Origin of the sequence: Spirosoma foliorum, assembly GCF_014117325.1 — a bacterium.
Taxonomy (GTDB): Bacteria; Bacteroidota; Bacteroidia; order Cytophagales; family Spirosomataceae; genus Spirosoma; species Spirosoma foliorum.
In genome coordinates, this window is record NZ_CP059732.1 from 5215711 (window position 1) to 5233712 (window position 18002).

15 protein-coding genes and 1 riboswitch are annotated in these 18002 nt (G+C 46.8%); of the genes, 12 read left to right on the forward strand and 3 right to left on the reverse strand.

The window, feature by feature from the left end; translation table 11 throughout:
* Nucleotides 1–39: 39 nt before the first annotated feature.
* From H3H32_RS22170 to metH, 3 genes are all read right to left on the reverse strand, one after another.
* Nucleotides 40–606, reverse strand: a complete 567-nt coding sequence (locus tag H3H32_RS22170) for a hypothetical protein (RefSeq protein ID WP_182457801.1) — start codon at nucleotides 604–606, stop codon at nucleotides 40–42.
* Nucleotides 606–1673 (reverse strand): AAA family ATPase, encoded by a 1068-nt coding sequence (locus H3H32_RS22175; RefSeq protein ID WP_182457802.1) that lies wholly within the window; start codon nucleotides 1671–1673, stop codon nucleotides 606–608. The genes H3H32_RS22170 and H3H32_RS22175 overlap by 1 nt, the downstream gene beginning before the upstream one ends.
* Nucleotides 1674–1761: 88 nt before the next feature.
* Nucleotides 1762–5547, reverse strand: a complete 3786-nt coding sequence (gene metH, locus H3H32_RS22180; protein ID WP_182457803.1) for a methionine synthase — start codon at nucleotides 5545–5547, stop codon at nucleotides 1762–1764.
* A gap of 110 nt (nucleotides 5548–5657) precedes the next feature.
* Nucleotides 5658–5765: riboswitch (SAM riboswitch) on the reverse strand.
* A 331-nt stretch (nucleotides 5766–6096) separates the two neighbouring features.
* Here metH and H3H32_RS22185 point away from each other — a divergent pair.
* From H3H32_RS22185 to pseI, 12 genes are all read left to right on the forward strand, one after another.
* Complete coding sequence (locus H3H32_RS22185) at nucleotides 6097–6984, forward strand: Ppx/GppA phosphatase family protein (RefSeq protein ID WP_182457804.1); 888 nt, start codon at nucleotides 6097–6099, stop codon at nucleotides 6982–6984.
* 222 nt (nucleotides 6985–7206) lie between these two features.
* The gene (locus tag H3H32_RS22190) at nucleotides 7207–8574 is read left to right on the forward strand and encodes a sensor histidine kinase (protein ID WP_182457805.1); all 1368 of its coding nucleotides are present in this window, start codon (nucleotides 7207–7209) and stop codon (nucleotides 8572–8574) included.
* 67 nt (nucleotides 8575–8641) lie between these two features.
* Nucleotides 8642–9586 (forward strand): GNAT family N-acetyltransferase, encoded by a 945-nt coding sequence (locus H3H32_RS22195; protein ID WP_182457806.1) that lies wholly within the window; start codon nucleotides 8642–8644, stop codon nucleotides 9584–9586.
* 178 nt (nucleotides 9587–9764) lie between these two features.
* A complete protein-coding gene (locus tag H3H32_RS22200) occupies nucleotides 9765–10568 on the forward strand; it encodes a hypothetical protein (RefSeq protein WP_240543453.1) in 804 nt (267 codons plus the stop codon).
* Nucleotides 10540–10683, forward strand: coding sequence for a hypothetical protein (locus H3H32_RS37580; protein ID WP_240543454.1), 144 nt, complete (start codon nucleotides 10540–10542; stop codon nucleotides 10681–10683). The genes H3H32_RS22200 and H3H32_RS37580 overlap by 29 nt, the downstream gene beginning before the upstream one ends.
* Before the next feature lie 5 nt (nucleotides 10684–10688).
* The gene (locus H3H32_RS22205) at nucleotides 10689–12209 is read left to right on the forward strand and encodes a sulfatase family protein (RefSeq protein ID WP_182457807.1); all 1521 of its coding nucleotides are present in this window, start codon (nucleotides 10689–10691) and stop codon (nucleotides 12207–12209) included.
* Nucleotides 12210–12252: 43 nt separating this feature from the next.
* Entirely contained in the window at nucleotides 12253–13269 is a 1017-nt protein-coding gene (pseB, locus tag H3H32_RS22210; RefSeq protein WP_182457808.1) for a UDP-N-acetylglucosamine 4,6-dehydratase (inverting), read from the forward strand.
* Nucleotides 13270–13357: 88 nt separating this feature from the next.
* Nucleotides 13358–14530, forward strand: coding sequence for a UDP-4-amino-4,6-dideoxy-N-acetyl-beta-L-altrosamine transaminase (gene pseC / locus H3H32_RS22215; protein WP_182457809.1), 1173 nt, complete (start codon nucleotides 13358–13360; stop codon nucleotides 14528–14530).
* Entirely contained in the window at nucleotides 14527–15219 is a 693-nt protein-coding gene (gene pseF / locus H3H32_RS22220; RefSeq protein ID WP_182457810.1) for a pseudaminic acid cytidylyltransferase, read from the forward strand. The genes pseC and pseF overlap by 4 nt, the downstream gene beginning before the upstream one ends.
* A gap of 82 nt (nucleotides 15220–15301) precedes the next feature.
* A complete protein-coding gene (pseG, locus tag H3H32_RS22225) occupies nucleotides 15302–16333 on the forward strand; it encodes a UDP-2,4-diacetamido-2,4,6-trideoxy-beta-L-altropyranose hydrolase (protein ID WP_182457811.1) in 1032 nt (343 codons plus the stop codon).
* 26 nt (nucleotides 16334–16359) lie between these two features.
* Nucleotides 16360–16851, forward strand: coding sequence for a GNAT family N-acetyltransferase (locus tag H3H32_RS22230; RefSeq protein WP_182457812.1), 492 nt, complete (start codon nucleotides 16360–16362; stop codon nucleotides 16849–16851).
* A gap of 63 nt (nucleotides 16852–16914) precedes the next feature.
* Entirely contained in the window at nucleotides 16915–17994 is a 1080-nt protein-coding gene (gene pseI, locus H3H32_RS22235) for a pseudaminic acid synthase (protein WP_182457813.1), read from the forward strand.
* Nucleotides 17995–18002: the final 8 nt, after the last annotated feature.

Below are 18002 nucleotides of genomic sequence, written 5' to 3' on the forward strand. Positions count from 1 at the left end.
TCAAAATTCCCAGAGAGCTTTCTCTGGGAATTTTTTGTATTACGAATTACCCACTAAACGTTCTGTTTCTTGAATAAGCCATCCTATATCTGCAGTATATGGATTGGCTTTTAGATAAGCAATCCAAAAGGAGAAAATCATCCAATAAGGCGACTCTTTCCGTTTTATTTCTTTGAATAGCTGTTGAAAGTTAGCCGAATAGGGATCATCATTCTCACTTTTCGACGTTTTAGTAATCTTACTCAGTTTATCAAAATCGTGTGGTAGACCAAAATCTGTAAGCGATAAACCAGCATCTTCAGCGGTAGCTATCATCCATTTTTCAGGCGCAGGGCAAATAAAGATCAAATAATGATGTCGATGCGGGTGCTTTAGAAGCTGAAGTTTATCGGGTATATGAATAATATCGTTAAATTCCTCCACATACTTCATTATTACTTTGTCCTTATCAATTATCCCTAAAGCGAAATCGCTGCGCAATTTTTCCTGCATGAGCTTCATTACATTCGGGCAGCCTTTCTGATGATTATATCGGCCTTTGGGCGGGACAGCTATTTTGAGAAGTTTGGTGTCGATATAGCATTCAGGAATTATGTGCAGATCCATTAGCTCAAGTAAGCTTCATTATTGAAAAACAAATCGACACCATACTTATGAACCTCGTTCAGTTCATCTCTTGTTAATGGTTTTGCTACCGTCTGTCCGTCTTTAAAATCAACCATAAAAATGGCTAAATCATCAATAGCACCCTCAAGAAAATCATTGACTATCAATGGACTATGTGTAACAATAAAAAACTGATTCGTTTCTGATTTGATTACTTCCTGAGTAAATTCAACGATGTATGGAGGATAAGCGTGAGCTTCAGGTTCTTCAAAAAGCAATACAGAATTTCTATTGGAGGCAACAGCCGTTTTGTAGAAAATGATTCTTTGTAGAGTATCAGCTACCGATGAGTAGGGCAATAGAAAAATCTCATCACCTTTATCTTTCAAAATTTTCAACGTTTGGCTTGCCCTGTCTAATACTAAACGTAAACCATACTGCCTGAACCATTGTGTATATACATCTATTAATTCGGGCATAAGCTCAAGAACATAAAGAAGATTTGCGCCAAAAGGTGGATGTAGAAATGGCGTTTTATGTTCCTTATATTTAGTGGCTGGATTGAACGTGTATTGCTTTATATAATCGACAAAATTGACTTCATTATATCTGCTAATATAATGAAGCTTAAACTTCTGATCAATCCCAAGCGTAGTCCTGTACAATATCTCAGGAGCTGACGAATACCCGGCAATTTTATCACTATTTGTATCTATTCGAGTCAATGAAATGTCAACCTTAAGGCCACCTGTGTCTAGATCAAAATTAATATAGCAATTTTCCCAGGTTTGCACTTTATCTATTTTACCTGCACGTATCAGAATATCTTCAAAAGGTTTACCTTCATAAAATAACTCCCTTTGATTTTCGAGACGTACTAAGTCCGTCAACTTCTTCGATCCATCCCAAACATACGGCAAACTAAATAGCGACAAAGCTTCTAGAATATTTGACTTTCCAACATTCGGCCTACCAATGAATATATTGATGCGCTTGAATCCACTTACATCCAAATGCCGGATGGATTTAAAATTACTGATTTCAATATGGTCGATAAAGTGATCCATGTATGGCTAACGATTACCCGCTAAAGTTAATAACAAAAAAGACGGTCGCTTATACAACCGTCTTTTTCCTATAAATTTGACTTAAAACCTACGCATCATAACTCAATACGGGGCTCAGCCATTTTTCAATTTCCTCCACCGGCATATCTTTCCGATGAGCATAGTCTAAAATCTGATCTTTGTTGATCTTGCCCAACGCGAAGTATTTCGACTCGGGATTCGAGAAGTAAAACCCACTTACCGACGAAGCCGGATACATTGCATAGCTTTCTGTGAGTTCAATACCAATCTTATTGGCATCCAGGAGGTTAAACAGAGTGCCTTTTTCGGTATGATCGGGGCAGGCCGGATAACCTGGTGCAGGCCGAATACCCTGATACGCTTCCTTAATTAGCTGGTCGTTGGTCAGCGTTTCGTTGGCAGCATACGGCCAGAACTCCTTCCGAACCCGCTCGTGCATCCGCTCAGCAAAGGCTTCGGCCAAACGGTCGGCCAGAGCTTTCACCATGATGCTGTTGTAATCATCATGCTCGCGGTCGTATTTTTCCAGCAAGGTTTCGATACCAATACCGGCTGTTACGGCAAACCCACCTATGTAATCTTCCCGTCCGCTTTCCAACGGAGCAATAAAATCCGACAAACAGAAGTTTGGCAATCCGGGCGCTTTCTGATTCTGTTGACGCAGGAAGTGCAACACGGTTTTGGTGTCGTAAATCAACTCGCCCGCCGGGCTAACTGCCGTTTGCGACTGCGCCTTGCTGATTTTGTACTCGATGTGCTGATGAGAACCGTGCCGTTCGCAGGGGATATCCCGAACGTGTTCTTCAAAATCGTGTAACAACACATCATCGTCGGCCGAATTAGCCGGGAAGAATCCAACAACAGCTTTCGCTTTCAACAGTTTGTTATCAATGATTTCCTGCAGAAGCTGCTTCGCATCGTTGAATAACTTCTTCGCTTCCACACCAACGACCGCATCATCAAAAATGGCCGGGTATTTTCCGTGCAATTGCCAGGTTTGGAAAAAGGGCGTCCAGTCGATATAATCGGCTAATTCGGCAATATCATAATCCTCAAAGTAGCGATTTCCCAGAAAAGTCGGTTTCGTTGGGCTGAAAGCACTCCAGTCGATTTTTGTGCGATTTTCACGCGCCTTTGAAATCGTCAGGCTAGCCTTTTCTTTTTGCCGTTTGGCATGGTCGTCCCGAAGCTTGACGTATTCAGCTTTAATTTCGGTAAAGATTTGATCCCGTGTACCCTCTGTTTCGCTCACCAATCGCCCGGCAACTGGAACACTTCGGCTAGCATCCAGCACATGAACAACTGGACCCGTATAATGCGGATCAATCTTAACCGCCGTGTGCATACGGGAAGTGGTTGCTCCACCAATAAGTAACGGCAGGGTAAAGCCCTGACGCTGCATTTCTTTGGCAACCCCAACCATTTCATCAAGCGATGGGGTAATCAGGCCACTCAGACCAATAATATCTACGTTATGCTCACGGGCAGCGTCCAGGATTTTCTGGGTTGGCACCATCACACCGAGATCAATTATCTCGTAGTTGTTACAGCCCAAAACAACACCAACGATGTTTTTGCCAATATCATGCACATCGCCCTTGACAGTTGCCAGCAGGATTTTCCCTGCCGATGAAGAGCCTGTACCTGATTTCTCAGCTTCGATAAACGGCGTCAGATAAGCCACCGCTTTTTTCATGACCCGCGCCGATTTTACAACCTGCGGTAAAAACATTTTTCCGGCACCGAACAAATCGCCTACAACGTTCATCCCATCCATCAAGGGACCTTCGATAACGTGTAAGGGGCGCTCCACCTGAAGCCGAATTTCTTCAACGTCCTGGTCAATATAGTCGGTAATTCCTTTGATAAGCGCGTGCTTAAGCCGCTCCCGAACAGGTTCTAAACGCCAGCTTTCGTCCTGAACAACTGCTTTCCCTTTGGCTTTTACCGTTTCGGCAAAATCGACCAGACGCTCGGTAGCATCGTCACGGCGATTCAGTAACACATCTTCGCAACGCTCCAGCAAATCTTTTGGAATGCTGTCGTAAACTTCAAGCTGACCCGCGTTCACAATACCCATGTCCATACCAGCCCGGATGGCGTGATACAAAAACGCTGAGTGCATCGCTTCCCGGACAACTTCGTTACCCCGGAAGCTAAACGAAATATTCGACACCCCTCCGCTCACTTTGGCCAACGGCAGGTTTTGCTTGATCCAACGGGTAGCGTTAATGAAGTCAACAGCGTAATTATTATGCTCTTCAATACCCGTCGCAACGGTCAGAATATTGGGATCAAAAATAATATCCTGAGGAGCGAAATTAACTTTATCGACCAGAATTCGGTAAGCTCGTTCGCAAATCTGAATGCGTCGTTCATACGAATCAGCCTGACCCGTTTCGTCAAACGCCATCACAACCGCAGCTGCGCCATACCGTTTCACTAACTGGGCCCGCTCAATAAAGGCTTCTTCGCCTTCTTTAAGCGAGATCGAGTTGACAATAGCTTTGCCCTGTACGCATTTTAGGCCCTCTTCAATGACTTCCCACTTAGAGGAATCGACCATAATAGGAACGCGGGCAATATCAGGCTCAGCGGCAATCAGATTCAGAAAGGTTTTCATGGCCTCTACCGAATCTAACATACCTTCATCCATGTTGATGTCGATCACCTGAGCCCCACCTTCAACCTGCCCACGGGCAATACTCAGTGCTTCATCGTAATTCCCTTCTTTAATGAGTCGGGCAAATTTCTTCGATCCCGTTACGTTTGTCCGTTCACCAACGTTCAGGAAGTTCGTTTGCTCTGTTATTTTCAGAGGTTCCAGTCCGCTCAGCTTCTGATAAGGCTCAGCATCTGGTAGTTGACGAGGGGGATATTTAGCAGCTACATCGGCAATAGCCTGAATATGATCGGGGGTAGAGCCGCAGCATCCGCCAACAATATTGACAAAGTTACTCTTGATAAAATCTTCAATTTGTAACGCCATCATCTCCGGCGTTTCATCGTACTCACCAAACTCGTTTGGCAAGCCTGCATTCGGATAGGCCGATGTGAAGAATGGGGCTTCTTTGGCCAGCGTTTGAATATACGGGCGCATGAGGGCTGCTCCCAATGCACAGTTCAGCCCCACACTCAACAGCGGTAAGTGCGAAACCGAATACAAAAATGCCTCGGTTGTTTGCCCCGACAGAGTTCGTCCACTGGCATCCGTAATGGTGCCCGAAATCATGATCGGCAGAACTGTTTTCTGTGGATTCAGATTGAAATACTTATCGATAGCGAACATCGCTGCTTTCGCATTGAGCGTATCGAAGATCGTTTCAACCAGCAGTAAATCAGAACCGCCATCCACCAAGCCACTCACCTGCTCATAATAGGCATTAACCAGTTCATCGAACGTGATGGCCCGGTAAGCCGGATTGTTGACGTCGGGCGAGAGTGAAGCGGTACGGTTAGTCGGTCCCATAGCACCGGCAACAAAGCGCGGCTTATCTGGATTTTGTTTTGTGATCTCAACAGCAACCTCTTTCGCAATCCGGGCCGATTCGTAGTTGAGTTCATAAGCCAACTCCTCCATATGGTAATCGGCCATGGCAATGGTTGTGGCGCTGAAGGTATTGGTTTCAATAATATCGGCACCAGCCTCTAAATATTGTTTATGAATTGCCTGAATTATATCCGGCTTTGTCAATGACAGCAAATCATTGTTACCCTTAAGATCGTGTGGCCAATCCTTGAATCGGTCTCCCCGATAATCCGCGTCGGTCAGGTTATACCGTTGAATCATGGTACCCATCGCGCCATCGAGGACAAGGATGCGTTCGTGCAGGAGTTCGTGTATCGTTTTCACTGGCAAGTTATACAAGGCATTATTCTTAGAGCTACCAACAAGGAGCGCCCTTAAAAAAATCCAAACTAGTAAAAAGACTTACCAACAGAAAGACAGGTAGCAGGAAGCTAATCTTATCTATCCCGCTTCGTAGCGGGAGGAAATTGGCACCATCTCCTGGAGTTGGCTGGTTGCCAAGACATCATCGGGTCCGTTCCCTCCGTCTTTCTGGATAAGCTAATGCAAAAGTAACCAAAAATAGGCTATGCTGGTATATTCTGCAGTCTATTTTTGGCTATTGATTCTGCTGATTTTAAGGGCGCTGGAGATTTAACCAACACCAATTTTTGCTGTCAATAGGACTAATGAGGCAGAGCTGACAGCATTTTCGGCTTAGGTGACTTAGCGTATGGACAGGCAAAAGGTGGCGAAAAAGTAGAGTGTCTGGCGTCAAAAAGAGTATCTTTGGCCTTTATTAAGGAGTGAAAGACTGAAAGAGTGAAAGAGCGAAAATGACGTGCGTCAGCCTTTTATTCTTTCAGTCTTTCACTCTTTCACTCTTTTGACTCTATGAAACTGGCAGCCATTGATATCGGTTCCAACGCAGCCCGTCTGCAAATCTCAACGATACTACACAACGACGACCTGGTTAGTTTTAAACGGGTTGAGTATGTCCGCTTCCCGCTTCGCCTAGGCCACGATGTGTTTAATTACGGCGCCCTGACCTCTGAAAGTGAAGCCCGAACCATGAAACTTATGCAGGCCTACAAACTGCTCATGGAGTTGCATGAGGTAGAGGATTATATGGCCTGTGCTACCTCGGCCATGCGTGAATCTGAAAATGGGCATGAGGTTGCCAAGCGGATTGAAGCCCAAACGGGGATCAAGATCCATATTATTGACGGTAGCAAAGAAGCTGAGCTCATTAATAATGTAGTAGTGCAAGCGCTGGACGATCGTCAGTATTTACACATTGATGTTGGCGGAGGGAGTACAGAGTTAAACGTGTATGAGAATCGTCAAAAAATAAACTCCAAATCCTTTAAGATTGGCTCTGTTCGATTGCTGGAAGGCAAGGAGACGAAAGGAGCCTGGCGTAAGATTGAAGATTGGGTGGAGGATAATGTTGATGGAACACGCGAGATTACGGCCGTTGGTACAGGTGGCAACATTAGTAAGCTATTTAATCTGGCCTCCAAAACCTCGGAACTGGAAACGACACGTTCCGAAATCGAACGAATTCGCGATTATATAGCCGGCTTTGGGCTGGAAGATCGGGTTAATAAGCTCCGACTGAATGCCGACCGAGCTGATGTGATTGTGCCCGCTGCCGACATCTATATTTCGGTTATGAAGTGGGCAGGGGCCAACAAAATTATTGTGCCTGATTTGGGACTGAAAGATGGCATTATTCAATTAGTCTACTCACAATTGGGCAAACGGAAGTCTCTCTCCTAGCCCAACGTTCATCAACTTAGCTACACAGTATTGCGGCCAAGCAGTCGCTAAACTCAAAAAAGGTTTACACGGTGTTACTGCTTGGCCGTTTAAAAAAATAAATCAGACATGCGGTAGGTTTTTTAATGAGTACGTTAAATTTGGTTAATCTTTTGCTTATCGCTTCGGCATAAGGAATAGCCGACTTCTCTGAACCAAGAAGTAGTCATTAACTACCGTAACATGGACGTACTGCCAACTGCTCATTTACAGCAGCGGATCGACGCTCTGACTCTTGAAAACCGTCAATTAAAATCTCAGCTAAACCAGCAAGGAGTTGACCAGCGGTTTCTGCTGGAATTTTCCGATCGATTTGCTACCTATAAAGTTGGTGATGAGTTTTTTCACTCGCTGGTCAACTATATTACTGAGCAAACTAAGCTGGATTATGTATTTCTGGGCGAGTTAATCGAACCATCGCCAGGCGCATTTGCCATCCGTACGTACGCGCTCACGGCCAATGGCCAGACGGTTGGCAATATTCAATACGACCTGCCCGATGGCCCCTGCGAACAGGTTATTCAGGGTAAACTCTCTACCTATCCTAGCCAGTGCCGTCGACTTTTTCCGAAAAATCAGACCCTGGTTCAATTCAATGTAGAAGGATACATCGGTTACCCCTTGTACGACGCAAAAGGACGTGCCTTTGGCATCATCGTCGCCATGCACCAATCGGCTATCGATGAACCGGAGTATATTTCGTCGCTTTTAAAAATTGTAGCCAAACGAGCTGAATTTGAGCTTGAGCGGTTTCATTATGAAACAGAGCTTAAAGAAATCAACCGGGAACTGACGGAAAAAAACCAGGAGCTGGTCAACCGAAATGCCGAACTAGCTTCATTCAGCTACGTGGCTTCGCACGATTTACAGGAACCGTTGCGCAAAATCCAAGCATTTGGCGACCGGCTTCAGACAACCTATGCGCCAAAGTTAGATGAGGAAGGAGCCGACATTGTGAACCGAATGGTGATAGCCGCCCGGCGCATGTCAATGCTTATCAAAGATTTACTCGACTACTCCCGATTGACCCTACGCCCTGATAGCTGGCGTCCTCAACCCTTAGACGAACTTGTAGAGACGGTATTGAACGAACTGGAAATTGGCATTCAGGATACGGGTGCGCTTGTGCAGGTAGGCGAACTGGATACTATACCCGGCGACTCCCGGCAGCTTGTACAACTGTTTCAGAACCTGCTCTCCAATGCAATTAAGTTTATAAACCCAGGCACGATTCCGCATATACGTATAGAAAGCAGACGAGTAGGTAGCTCAGAACTTCCTTCCACCTTCATCCCGCTATCGCCCGACCTAGAGTATTGTCTCATTGAGGTTACCGACAACGGCATTGGTTTCGATCCCCATCAGGCAGAACGTATATTTGGTACATTCCAGCGGTTGCATGGCCCTGATAAATATCCAGGCACCGGTATTGGGTTGGCCATTGCGAAAAAGATTGTCGAAAATCATCGGGGCTACATTATGGCACAGAGTCAGGCGGGCAAAGGAGCGACCTTCAGTGTGTATTTACCCACACATGATTTTATGAATTAGAAGGAAAAGTACAGTTACTTTCGGCACGCTAGGATCGTCACATGGCCGACGCACCTAACAGCATGCCATGTATCGTATTCTGGTTCAACGGAATCCACATCCGTTCGATGTTCCTTTATTCCATCGGGATGGTTTTCTATTCAACGAAATCGCTCATCTCCAGCAACAGAATGATGGCCCATTCTATTTGGTTTCGGCCTTAAATCTGTCTACTCAGCGAGCCGAGGCCCGTTGTGCGTTTTTTATTCAGGCCAACAACGCGTTGAGTCCTGCAGCTGCTCCATTTGGCTCTGTTGAATTCACTAAAACATTACCCAAATTTGTTCTGGATATGTTTTTGAGCACACTTATTAATGTAGCACGCTCGGTCGATGTTGCTATAGTACGGTTAGTCAATTATCCCAATTGCTATGCGCCAGAACAAGCGTGCTTGCTAACGAATCGCCTGATTGAACATGGCTTCTATCTTCGAGAAATAAACCCAACATCCTTTTTAGCAATTGCCGATATTCCGTTTGATCGCACCATTGTTCCCGCTGAGCGTCGACGATTACGCAAATGCCTGGAAGCAGGTTTTCAGTTTATGCATTGGAAGGAACCGAATCTCCACGAAGTGCTCGACTTTTTGCAGGAAACCCATGCGCAGAAAGACTATTCACTCACGCTACCGCCCGATCGGCTGCTAAAATTAGTTCAGGGCTTCCCAAAGCAGTTCGCGGTTTTTGTCGTAAAAGATAGAACTGATCTTACTGCCTTAACCGTAGCTGTGCGTGTTCGCCAGGATATACTGTACAATTTCCTGCCCGCATCACACCTTCATTATCAGGCATTTAGCCCGATGGTTATGCTAATCGATGGATTATTTACGTATTGCCAGCAACAACAAATCAGACTGCTCGATTTGGGGGTATCGCTTGATGAAAAACGCCAGCAGAAACCGAGCTTACTACGTTTCAAACGTAATCTTGGCGCTCAGGAATCGCCCAAACTTATTTTTGAGAAACAGCTCTAGTTTTCGACAGGATTAACAGGATTTCCAGGATTTGTAATAACTTTTTAAATCCTGGAAACCCTGTTAATCCTGTCGAAAAAAGAACTTGTCCTAATCTCATCCAGACTACCCTTCTCCCGGTCTGCTATTTTCTTCGTTATTTTGTAGAAAAAAAGGCTACCTGTCTGGAGCCGACAGCATGATTGAAGCTGGTTTTAATTCGGTTAGTCAATTCCTGAGTGAGTTGTTTGCATCGCTGATATCGCTCGTGAAAGTAGCGATTCGTGGACGGCATGCCACTCGTTTGCCCGCCCGGCAACTTCCTGTTTGTTCTGTTTTGGGCAACGGCCCGTCGTTAAAAGAATCGCTGAGTGATCAGTTCGATTTTATTCGCCAGACCGAAATTGTCTGTGTGAATAACTTTGCCCACGCCGATATTTTTCCGCGATTACGTCCGCAGGATTACGTCATTTCGGATCCTAACTATTTCGTTTTCACCGAGCAAACCACTGACCGGGACGATATCCGCCGGACGTTATCGATTTTTCTGGATACTGTCGATTGGCCCATGACATTGTATGTCCCGCACTTTGCCAAAGGCTCCTATTTGCTTGGCAAGATTGAACAGGGAAATCCGCTTATCAAAGTCGTTTATTTCAACTATACCGTTGTTCGGGGATTCCAATGGCTGGTTTATTGGCTATACGCCAAAGGTTTGGGCATGCCACAGGCACAAACCGTTATTATTGCCGCGCTGGCGCTAATGATCAACCGAAAATTCGAAACAATCTATCTCTTTGGCGCCGATACTTCCTGGCACGAAGAAATTCGCCTTAATGACCAAAATCAGCTTCTTAATCAAGCAAATCCATTTTTACGACAAGCCCAAAGATGTATCGCATCAGCCGGTTTATTCCGACGTGCATCGGCAACGTACCTTTTCAATGGCCTCGCAGTTTTTATCATTCCACAAAGTGTTTCGGGGCTACGAAGTTCTGCGTGATTATGCCGATTATCGGGGTGTCCGCATTGTTAATGCCAGCGCCAAAAGCTACATCGATGCGTTTGAACGGGAATCGATCAATCAGCCAGTTAACCAATCAATGCGTACTAGCTAAACCCCATGCAAGCAAAGTTTCTTCTCCTGATTCTTGGTAGTTGGCTAGTCGGCGAAGCAGCTACATTCGCACAACAAAAGCCAAATATTGTTCTGATTTATGCAGATGACCTGGGCTACGGCGATATTAGTTGTAATGGCGCAACCAAAATCCGGACCCCAAACATTGACCGAATTGCCAAAGAGGGATTACAATTCACCAATGCCCACGCTTCCTCATCGACCTGCACGCCTTCCCGCTTTTCGCTCCTGACAGGCACTTACGCCTGGCGAAAAACCGGAACGGGTATTGCTCCCGGCGATGCAGCGCTCCTGATTCCTACCGACCATATTACGCTACCCGGTGTTCTCCAGAAAGCGGGCTATAAAACGGGCGTAGTAGGCAAATGGCATTTGGGTTTAGGACCTAAAGGCGGCCCAGACTGGAACGCCGACATCAAACCCGGTCCGCTCGAAATTGGCTTTACTTATTCCTTTCTCCTACCCGCTACCGGCGACCGTGTTCCGTGTGTATATGTCGAAAAACATCGCATCGTTGGTTTAGACCCCACCGACCCAATTCAGGTCAGCTATAAAGAACCCATTGGGAATGATCCAACGGGTAAAAATCATCCAGAGTTGCTCAAAATGAAGTACTCGCATGGGCACGATCAAACCATTGTGAATGGCGTTAGTCGAATTGGCTACATGAGCGGAGGGAAATCGGCACGGTGGGTCGATGAAGAGATGGCGGATGTACTGACGGGCAAAGTCAATCAGTTTATTGAAGCCAGCAAAAACAACCCTTTCTTCGTTTATTTCTCGACTCACGATATTCATGTTCCCCGCTTACCAAATTCCCGTTTTGAAGGTAAAAGTGGCATGGGCCCTCGCGGAGATGCTATTCTCCAATTGGACTGGTGCGTGGGCGAAGTCACCAAAACACTAGATCGACTTGGCCTAACAAACAAAACGATTGTCATCATTAGCAGCGACAATGGCCCCGTAGTCGACGATGGCTATCAGGATGAGGCCGTTACCAAACTAAACGGGCATAAACCCGCAGGCCCACTTCGCGGAGGGAAATACAGTGCGTTTGATGCAGGAACCCGAGTTCCATTTATTGTACGTTGGCCGGGTAAGGTAAAGCCCGGCACGTCCGATGCGCTGGTTAGTCAGGTTGATCTGTTGGCGTCATTTGCGGCATTAACGGGCCAGTCGCTGGACAAAGCGGAGGCACGAGATAGTTTCAACATGATCGATACGTTTCTCGGAAAGTCGAAAAAAAGCCGGGAATATGTCATTGAACATGCGCTCAACGGCACACTTTCGTTGTTACAGAATAACTGGAAATATATTGAACCCAGCAATGGTCAGGCGTTTATGCGGGAGGTTAGCATTGAAACAGGTTACACTCCTCAGCCCCAACTGTACGATCTGAAAGCTGATCTGGGTGAAACAAAAAATCTGGCCGGACAAAATCCGCAGATAGTTACTAAACTTGGTGCTTTATTGAACTCCGTTCGGGAAAAAGAAAGCTCAAAATAGACAGTTTTTTACACGGCCCTGGGCCAACTTGGTATTTATAACAATGCTTGATTTAACGAATAAGTCCATTTTGATTACGGGCGGCACAGGCTCTTTCGGCAAAAAATTTGTCGAGATGGTTTATCAACGCCACCCGAATGTTAAACGTGTCGTCATTTACTCGCGCGACGAGCTAAAGCAGTTCGAAATGGCGCAATATTATCCACAATCGAAATACAAGTCCATCCGGTTTTTCATTGGTGATGTGCGCGACGGCGATCGGCTCAAGCGAGCTTGTGAAGGCATCGACATCATTGTACATGCAGCCGCCCTCAAACAAGTTCCGGCAGCCGAGTATAACCCAATGGAGTGCATCAAAACCAACGTCTTTGGTGCAGAAAACGTCATTAACGCAGCGCTAGACAATGGCGTTAAGCGCGTAGTGGCCCTTTCGACCGATAAAGCCGCGGCTCCGATCAACCTCTATGGAGCAACCAAACTCTGCTCGGATAAATTATTTGTTGCCGCCAACAACATGAAAGGAAGTCGCGATTTGCGGTTCTCAGTTGTTCGCTATGGCAACGTAATTGGCTCACGCGGCTCGGTTGTACCGTTCTTCCTGGACAAACGGAAAGATGGCGTACTCCCAATCACCCATCCAGACATGACTCGCTTCAATATCTCACTTGAAGAAGGGGTTGAAATGGTGTTTCATGCCCTCGAACACGCCTGGGGTGGTGAGATTTTCGTCCCAAAAATTCCATCGTACCGCATCACTGACGTGGCCACCGCCATCGGCCCCAACTGCGAACAAAAACTGGTGGGTATCCGTCCGGGCGAAAAATTGCATGAGGAAATGATCACCGAAACCGACTCGCTCAACACAGTCGAAACGGATAAATATTACGTCATTACCCCTTCGACACCCACCTGGAGCGTTGATGATTACATGGAAGCCTTCAACGGGAAACAAGTTGAGATGGGCTTCAAATACAACTCCGGCACGAATACCGACTGGCTGAACGTAGAGCAACTACGCGACCAGATTCGCGCACACGTCGATCCTGATTTTAATGCATAATGAACAATGAAGAATGTATAATGACTGACCTGTGATTCGACTTCTCTGATCATTTTCCATTATACATTCTTCATTATACATTTCTCTTATGTCTCCCATTCCATACGGTCGGCAACACATTACGGACGAAGATATTGCCGCTGTCGCCGAAGTCCTGCGCGGGCCATTCCTGACACAGGGACCGCATATTGTCGCATTTGAGTCTGCGTTCGCTACGTATATTGGCAGCCAATATGCCGTAGCTATTGCTAATGGCACAGCGGCTTTACACTTGTGCTGCATGGCGCTTGGCGTAAAAGAAGGTACACGAGTCATTACCACGCCCATTACCTTCTCAGCGTCGGCCAACTGCGTTCGGTATTGCGGGGGTGAAGTTCATTTTGCCGACGTTGATCCCGAAACGGCGCTACTCGACATCAATGCCGTGCGGGCTTTGCTGGAACAACATCCTAAAGGGTATTTTTCAGGTATTATTCCCGTCGATTTTGCGGGCTATCCGGTCGATTTTGCTGCTTTTCGCCAACTGGCCGATGAATATGGTTTGTGGCTTTTAGAAGATGCCTGCCATGCACCGGGCGGTTCATTTACCGATAGTGCAGGCATTAATCATCGTTGTGGCGATGGGTCGCTGGCGGAGTTAGCCATTTTCAGTTTTCACCCGGTTAAGCATATTGCGGCTGGTGAGGGCGGCATGATTACGACGAATGACGAAGCGCTGTATAAACACCTACTCCGGCTCCGTACCCACGGCATCACCAATAAACCCAATGAGTTTACGGAACCTTATCCGGGTGAGCCCGAGCGTGGAGGCTGGTACATGGAATTGCAGGAATTGGGCTACAATTACCGCCTAACCGACATGCAAGCTGCATTGGGAGCGAGCCAGTTGCAACGCGCAGATGCCATGCTGGCTCGTCGGCAGGAAATTGCCAAACGCTACGACGAAGCCTTTGCCGGAACCAATGTTACGACCATCGTTCCCCCTGCCAACGTGAATCATGCTTATCATCTTTACGTAATTCAGGTGGATGACCGGAAAGGGTTGTACGATTTCTTACGGACCAAAAACATCATGGCGCAGGTGCATTATATTCCTGTGCATTTGATGCCCTATTACCGTGAGTTTGGCTGGAAACCCGGCGATTTCCCGAACGCCGAACGCTATTATGCCCGTTGCCTTAGCCTGCCCATGTTCCCAACATTAACCGACGAAGAGCAGCAGTATGTCATTGAATCAGTAAAGGAGTTTTTAATCGCATGAGTAACCTAGCTATTATTCCTGCAAGGGGCGGTAGCAAGCGGATTCCCCGAAAAAACATTCGTCCGTTTTTGGGTAAGCCAATAATCGCCTATGTTATCGATACAGCTCTGCAATCGGGTTTGTTCAGCGACGTAATGGTTTCGACTGACGATGAAGAGATTGCAGCTATCGCCCGCCAGTACGGGGCATCTATTCCATTTTTACGAACCACCGAAACAGCGGGTGATTTTGCAACAACAGCCGAAGTGCTGAGCGAGGTACTTAGTCAATATGAACAGCAAGGAAAACGATTTGACTATGCCTGCTGCCTCTACCCTACTGCCCCATTCGTTACTCCAAAACTGCTAAGCCGTGCTTTTTCGACCCTGACCGAAAAGCAGTTCGATACCGTTTATCCGGTTCAACAATTTAGTTTTCCAATTCAGCGAGCCATACGGTTAAGTGATTCAAAAGTGCAGTGGTTTCAACCCGAACATGCGTTAACCCGTTCGCAGGATTTGGAACCCGCTTACCACGACGCAGGTCAGTTTTACTTTTTCAGTGTAAACGCCTTCCGGCAAACGAATCGCCTGATAACCGACAATTCAGGAGGCATCGTTATTTCAGAAATGGCCGCTCATGACATTGATAATGAGACCGATTGGCAAGTAGCGGAGTTTAAATTTAAACTAATGGATAATGTAAAATGAGTAATGGATAATGTGAGTCAACACAAACCGACAACCTATTTATCATTACTCATTTTACATTATCCATTTTCTACACTAACCCATGAATCGAATCTTATTTCGAGCAGATGGTAACGCCCAAATTGGCCTGGGCCACGTGATGCGTTGTCTGGCTTTGGCGGATATGCTGACTGGCGAATTTTCCATGCGATTTTCCATCGTTGAGCCAACGTCAGAAGTTAGCGCATTGATTGAAAACGCAGGATTATCAGTCAATCCCCTACCCTTATCAACTCAACAGGCGGATTTTCTGGACCAGATTCAGTCAGATGACATTGTCGTATTGGACGGTTACGCGTTTGATGAGTCGTTTCAAAAAGCCGTTCAATCCCGTGCCAAAAAATTGGTTTTTATCGATGATTTGGTAGCTGGGCATCAGGTGGCCGATGTCGTAATCAATCATGCGGGTGGTGTTGCTACGACGGATTATGATGCCTCGTCAGATACGCAGTTTTGTCTTGGTCCACACTATGCCTTGCTTCGGCCTGAATTCTTACAACCAGAAGGTTTTGGAGAAGCTCCCACTGCTGGACCAATCTTCGTTAGTCTGGGCGGTGCCGACCCACAAAATACCTCACTCACCGTACTGGAAGCCATTCAACAGGTTGATGTTACCTTACCTGTGCATATCGTTCTGGGGCCGTTTCATCCAAATCGTCAAGCTATTGAAGATGCCCGAAATAAACTTCCGAATCTGACGATTCTGCAAAATCTGAGCGCTCCACAAATGGTTAGTGAACTGCAGCAATGTAGTCTAGCCATCACTGCTTGTAGTACGATTAGCTATGAAGTCTGTGCCATAAACAGGCCACTCATTGCCATTGTCACCGCCGATAATCAGGCTCGGTTAGCACAGTTTTTATCGGAAGAGAAACTGGCGCTTTCGGTCAACTTTCCAACGCTGCTCACGCGTATGAAGCCCGTATTGGCGTTAGATCAACTGCTAAAATTTGCGATTCAATCGTTTCAGTTTTCACCCGAAAACACAGTCGAAACGCTCGCCAACCAACGTCGGTTTTTCGATGGTCGTTCTCCCGAACGATTTCGTACGCTATTTCGACAATTAAGTGCGTAATTCGGTCAGACGTTCGCGCTACGACTATGCTTACTTACCGAACCGCCCAACCCGCCGATGCCCGTCTTTATTTTGACTGGGCCAATGATCCTGATACCCGGCAACAGTCGTTCAAGTCCAACCCTATTTCGCTGGAAACGCACACGGCCTGGTTTACACGTAAACTAGCCGATCCCAATGCGTTGTTGCTTATTTTTTCTAACGAGGCAGGCCAGCCAGTTGGGCAGGTCCGTTTCGAACGCACGCCCATCGCCGATATGCCCGACGAAATTATTATTGGGTTATCTGTTGATGCCCGACAACGCGGAAAAGGATTAGCCAGCCAATTGATTGAGCAGGCTTGTGCCATTTGCCGGAAAAAGTGGGATGCCGTTACCATTCATGCCTATATCAAACCTGAGAATCAGGCGTCGATACGGTCTTTCGAACGGGCTGGTTTCAAATTGTCGGGCGAAAGCGGTAAATTTGGGAACTCGGGCCAGCAAAGGCCCTGTTTGCTTTACCTTAAAACCTTATAGCCGGGCCAGTAACGGCGGAGCGTGCCGTTGCGGTTTTGGAACCTTATAAGGTTTGCTATATTTATGAGAAAAGACCAACCGATTCAGGTTGCCCAGTATACCATTAGCCCGGCTCACCGCCCGTTTGTTATCGCCGAAATGTCGGGCAATCACAATCAATCCCTCGAAAGGGCTCTGGAAATTGTCGATGCCGTAGCCGATGCCGGTGCGCACGCGCTCAAACTTCAAACCTACACGCCCGACACAATTACCTTCAACGGTGGGTCGGAAGAGTTTTACATTCGGGATGCCAAGTCGCTTTGGGCCGATAAAAATCTGTACAAACTTTACGCCGAAGCCTATACGCCCTGGGAATGGCACAAGCCCATTTTCGAGCACGCGCAGAAACGGGGAATGATTGCCTTTAGCTCGCCCTTCGATACGACTGCGGTTGATTTTCTGGAATCGCTGGATGTACCGCTCTACAAGATCGCGTCCTTCGAAAACACGGATCATATCCTGCTCAAGAAAGTGGCGCAAACAGGTAAGCCGGTCATTATGAGCACCGGGGTAGCGTCGGTTGCCGATCTTGACGAGTCCGTAAAAGTCCTGCGTGCCAATGGTTGTAAGGACTTGATTCTGCTCAAATGCACGAGCACCTACCCCGCTACCCCCGAAAGCACCAACCTGCATACGATTCCGCATATGCGCGAGTTGTTCGACGTACCCGTTGGCCTTTCCGATCATACTATGGGCATTGGCGCTGCTGTAGCAGCCGTAGCGTTAGGCGCGGTTGTGCTGGAAAAGCACGTCACCCTGCGCCGGGCCGATGGTGGTGTTGATTCGGCCTTTTCGCTGGAACCCGACGAGTTAAAAAACCTTGTTATCGAAACTGAGCGGGCGCATCTGGCTATGGGACAAGTGAATTACACCCTCACGCCCAAAGAAGAAAAGAGCCTGCAATTCAAACGGTCGTTGTACGTCGTGCGCGATATGAAAGCGGGTGAAACTTTTTCACCCGACACTGTACGTAGTATCCGCCCGGCCAACGGTTTACACACCCGTTACTACGACGACATCATCGGCAAAACCGCCAAACAAGACATTCAGGCGGGCACAGCGCTGGCTTGGGATTTAATTTTGAATGATAGAGTGAATGAATGATTGAATAG

What these genes read in the sequence shown, in the direction of transcription:
- H3H32_RS22200 (WP_240543453.1), top strand. Translation starts at nt 9,765, where the DNA reads ATGATTGAAGCTGGTTTTAATTCGGTTAGTCAATTCCTGAGTGAGTTG.
- H3H32_RS22205 (WP_182457807.1), top strand. Translation starts at nt 10,689, where the DNA reads ATGCAAGCAAAGTTTCTTCTCCTGATTCTTGGTAGTTGGCTAGTCGGC.
- pseF (WP_182457810.1), top strand. Translation starts at nt 14,527, where the DNA reads ATGAGTAACCTAGCTATTATTCCTGCAAGGGGCGGTAGCAAGCGGATT.
- H3H32_RS22190 (WP_182457805.1), top strand. Translation starts at nt 7,207, where the DNA reads ATGGACGTACTGCCAACTGCTCATTTACAGCAGCGGATCGACGCTCTG.
- pseB (WP_182457808.1), top strand. Translation starts at nt 12,253, where the DNA reads ATGCTTGATTTAACGAATAAGTCCATTTTGATTACGGGCGGCACAGGC.
- H3H32_RS22230 (WP_182457812.1), top strand. Translation starts at nt 16,360, where the DNA reads ATGCTTACTTACCGAACCGCCCAACCCGCCGATGCCCGTCTTTATTTT.
- pseG (WP_182457811.1), top strand. Translation starts at nt 15,302, where the DNA reads ATGAATCGAATCTTATTTCGAGCAGATGGTAACGCCCAAATTGGCCTG.
- H3H32_RS22185 (WP_182457804.1), top strand. Translation starts at nt 6,097, where the DNA reads ATGAAACTGGCAGCCATTGATATCGGTTCCAACGCAGCCCGTCTGCAA.
- H3H32_RS22170 (WP_182457801.1), bottom strand. Translation starts at nt 606, where the DNA reads ATGGATCTGCACATAATTCCTGAATGCTATATCGACACCAAACTTCTC.
- H3H32_RS22195 (WP_182457806.1), top strand. Translation starts at nt 8,642, where the DNA reads ATGTATCGTATTCTGGTTCAACGGAATCCACATCCGTTCGATGTTCCT.
- pseI (WP_182457813.1), top strand. Translation starts at nt 16,915, where the DNA reads ATGAGAAAAGACCAACCGATTCAGGTTGCCCAGTATACCATTAGCCCG.
- pseC (WP_182457809.1), top strand. Translation starts at nt 13,358, where the DNA reads ATGTCTCCCATTCCATACGGTCGGCAACACATTACGGACGAAGATATT.
- H3H32_RS22175 (WP_182457802.1), bottom strand. Translation starts at nt 1,673, where the DNA reads ATGGATCACTTTATCGACCATATTGAAATCAGTAATTTTAAATCCATC.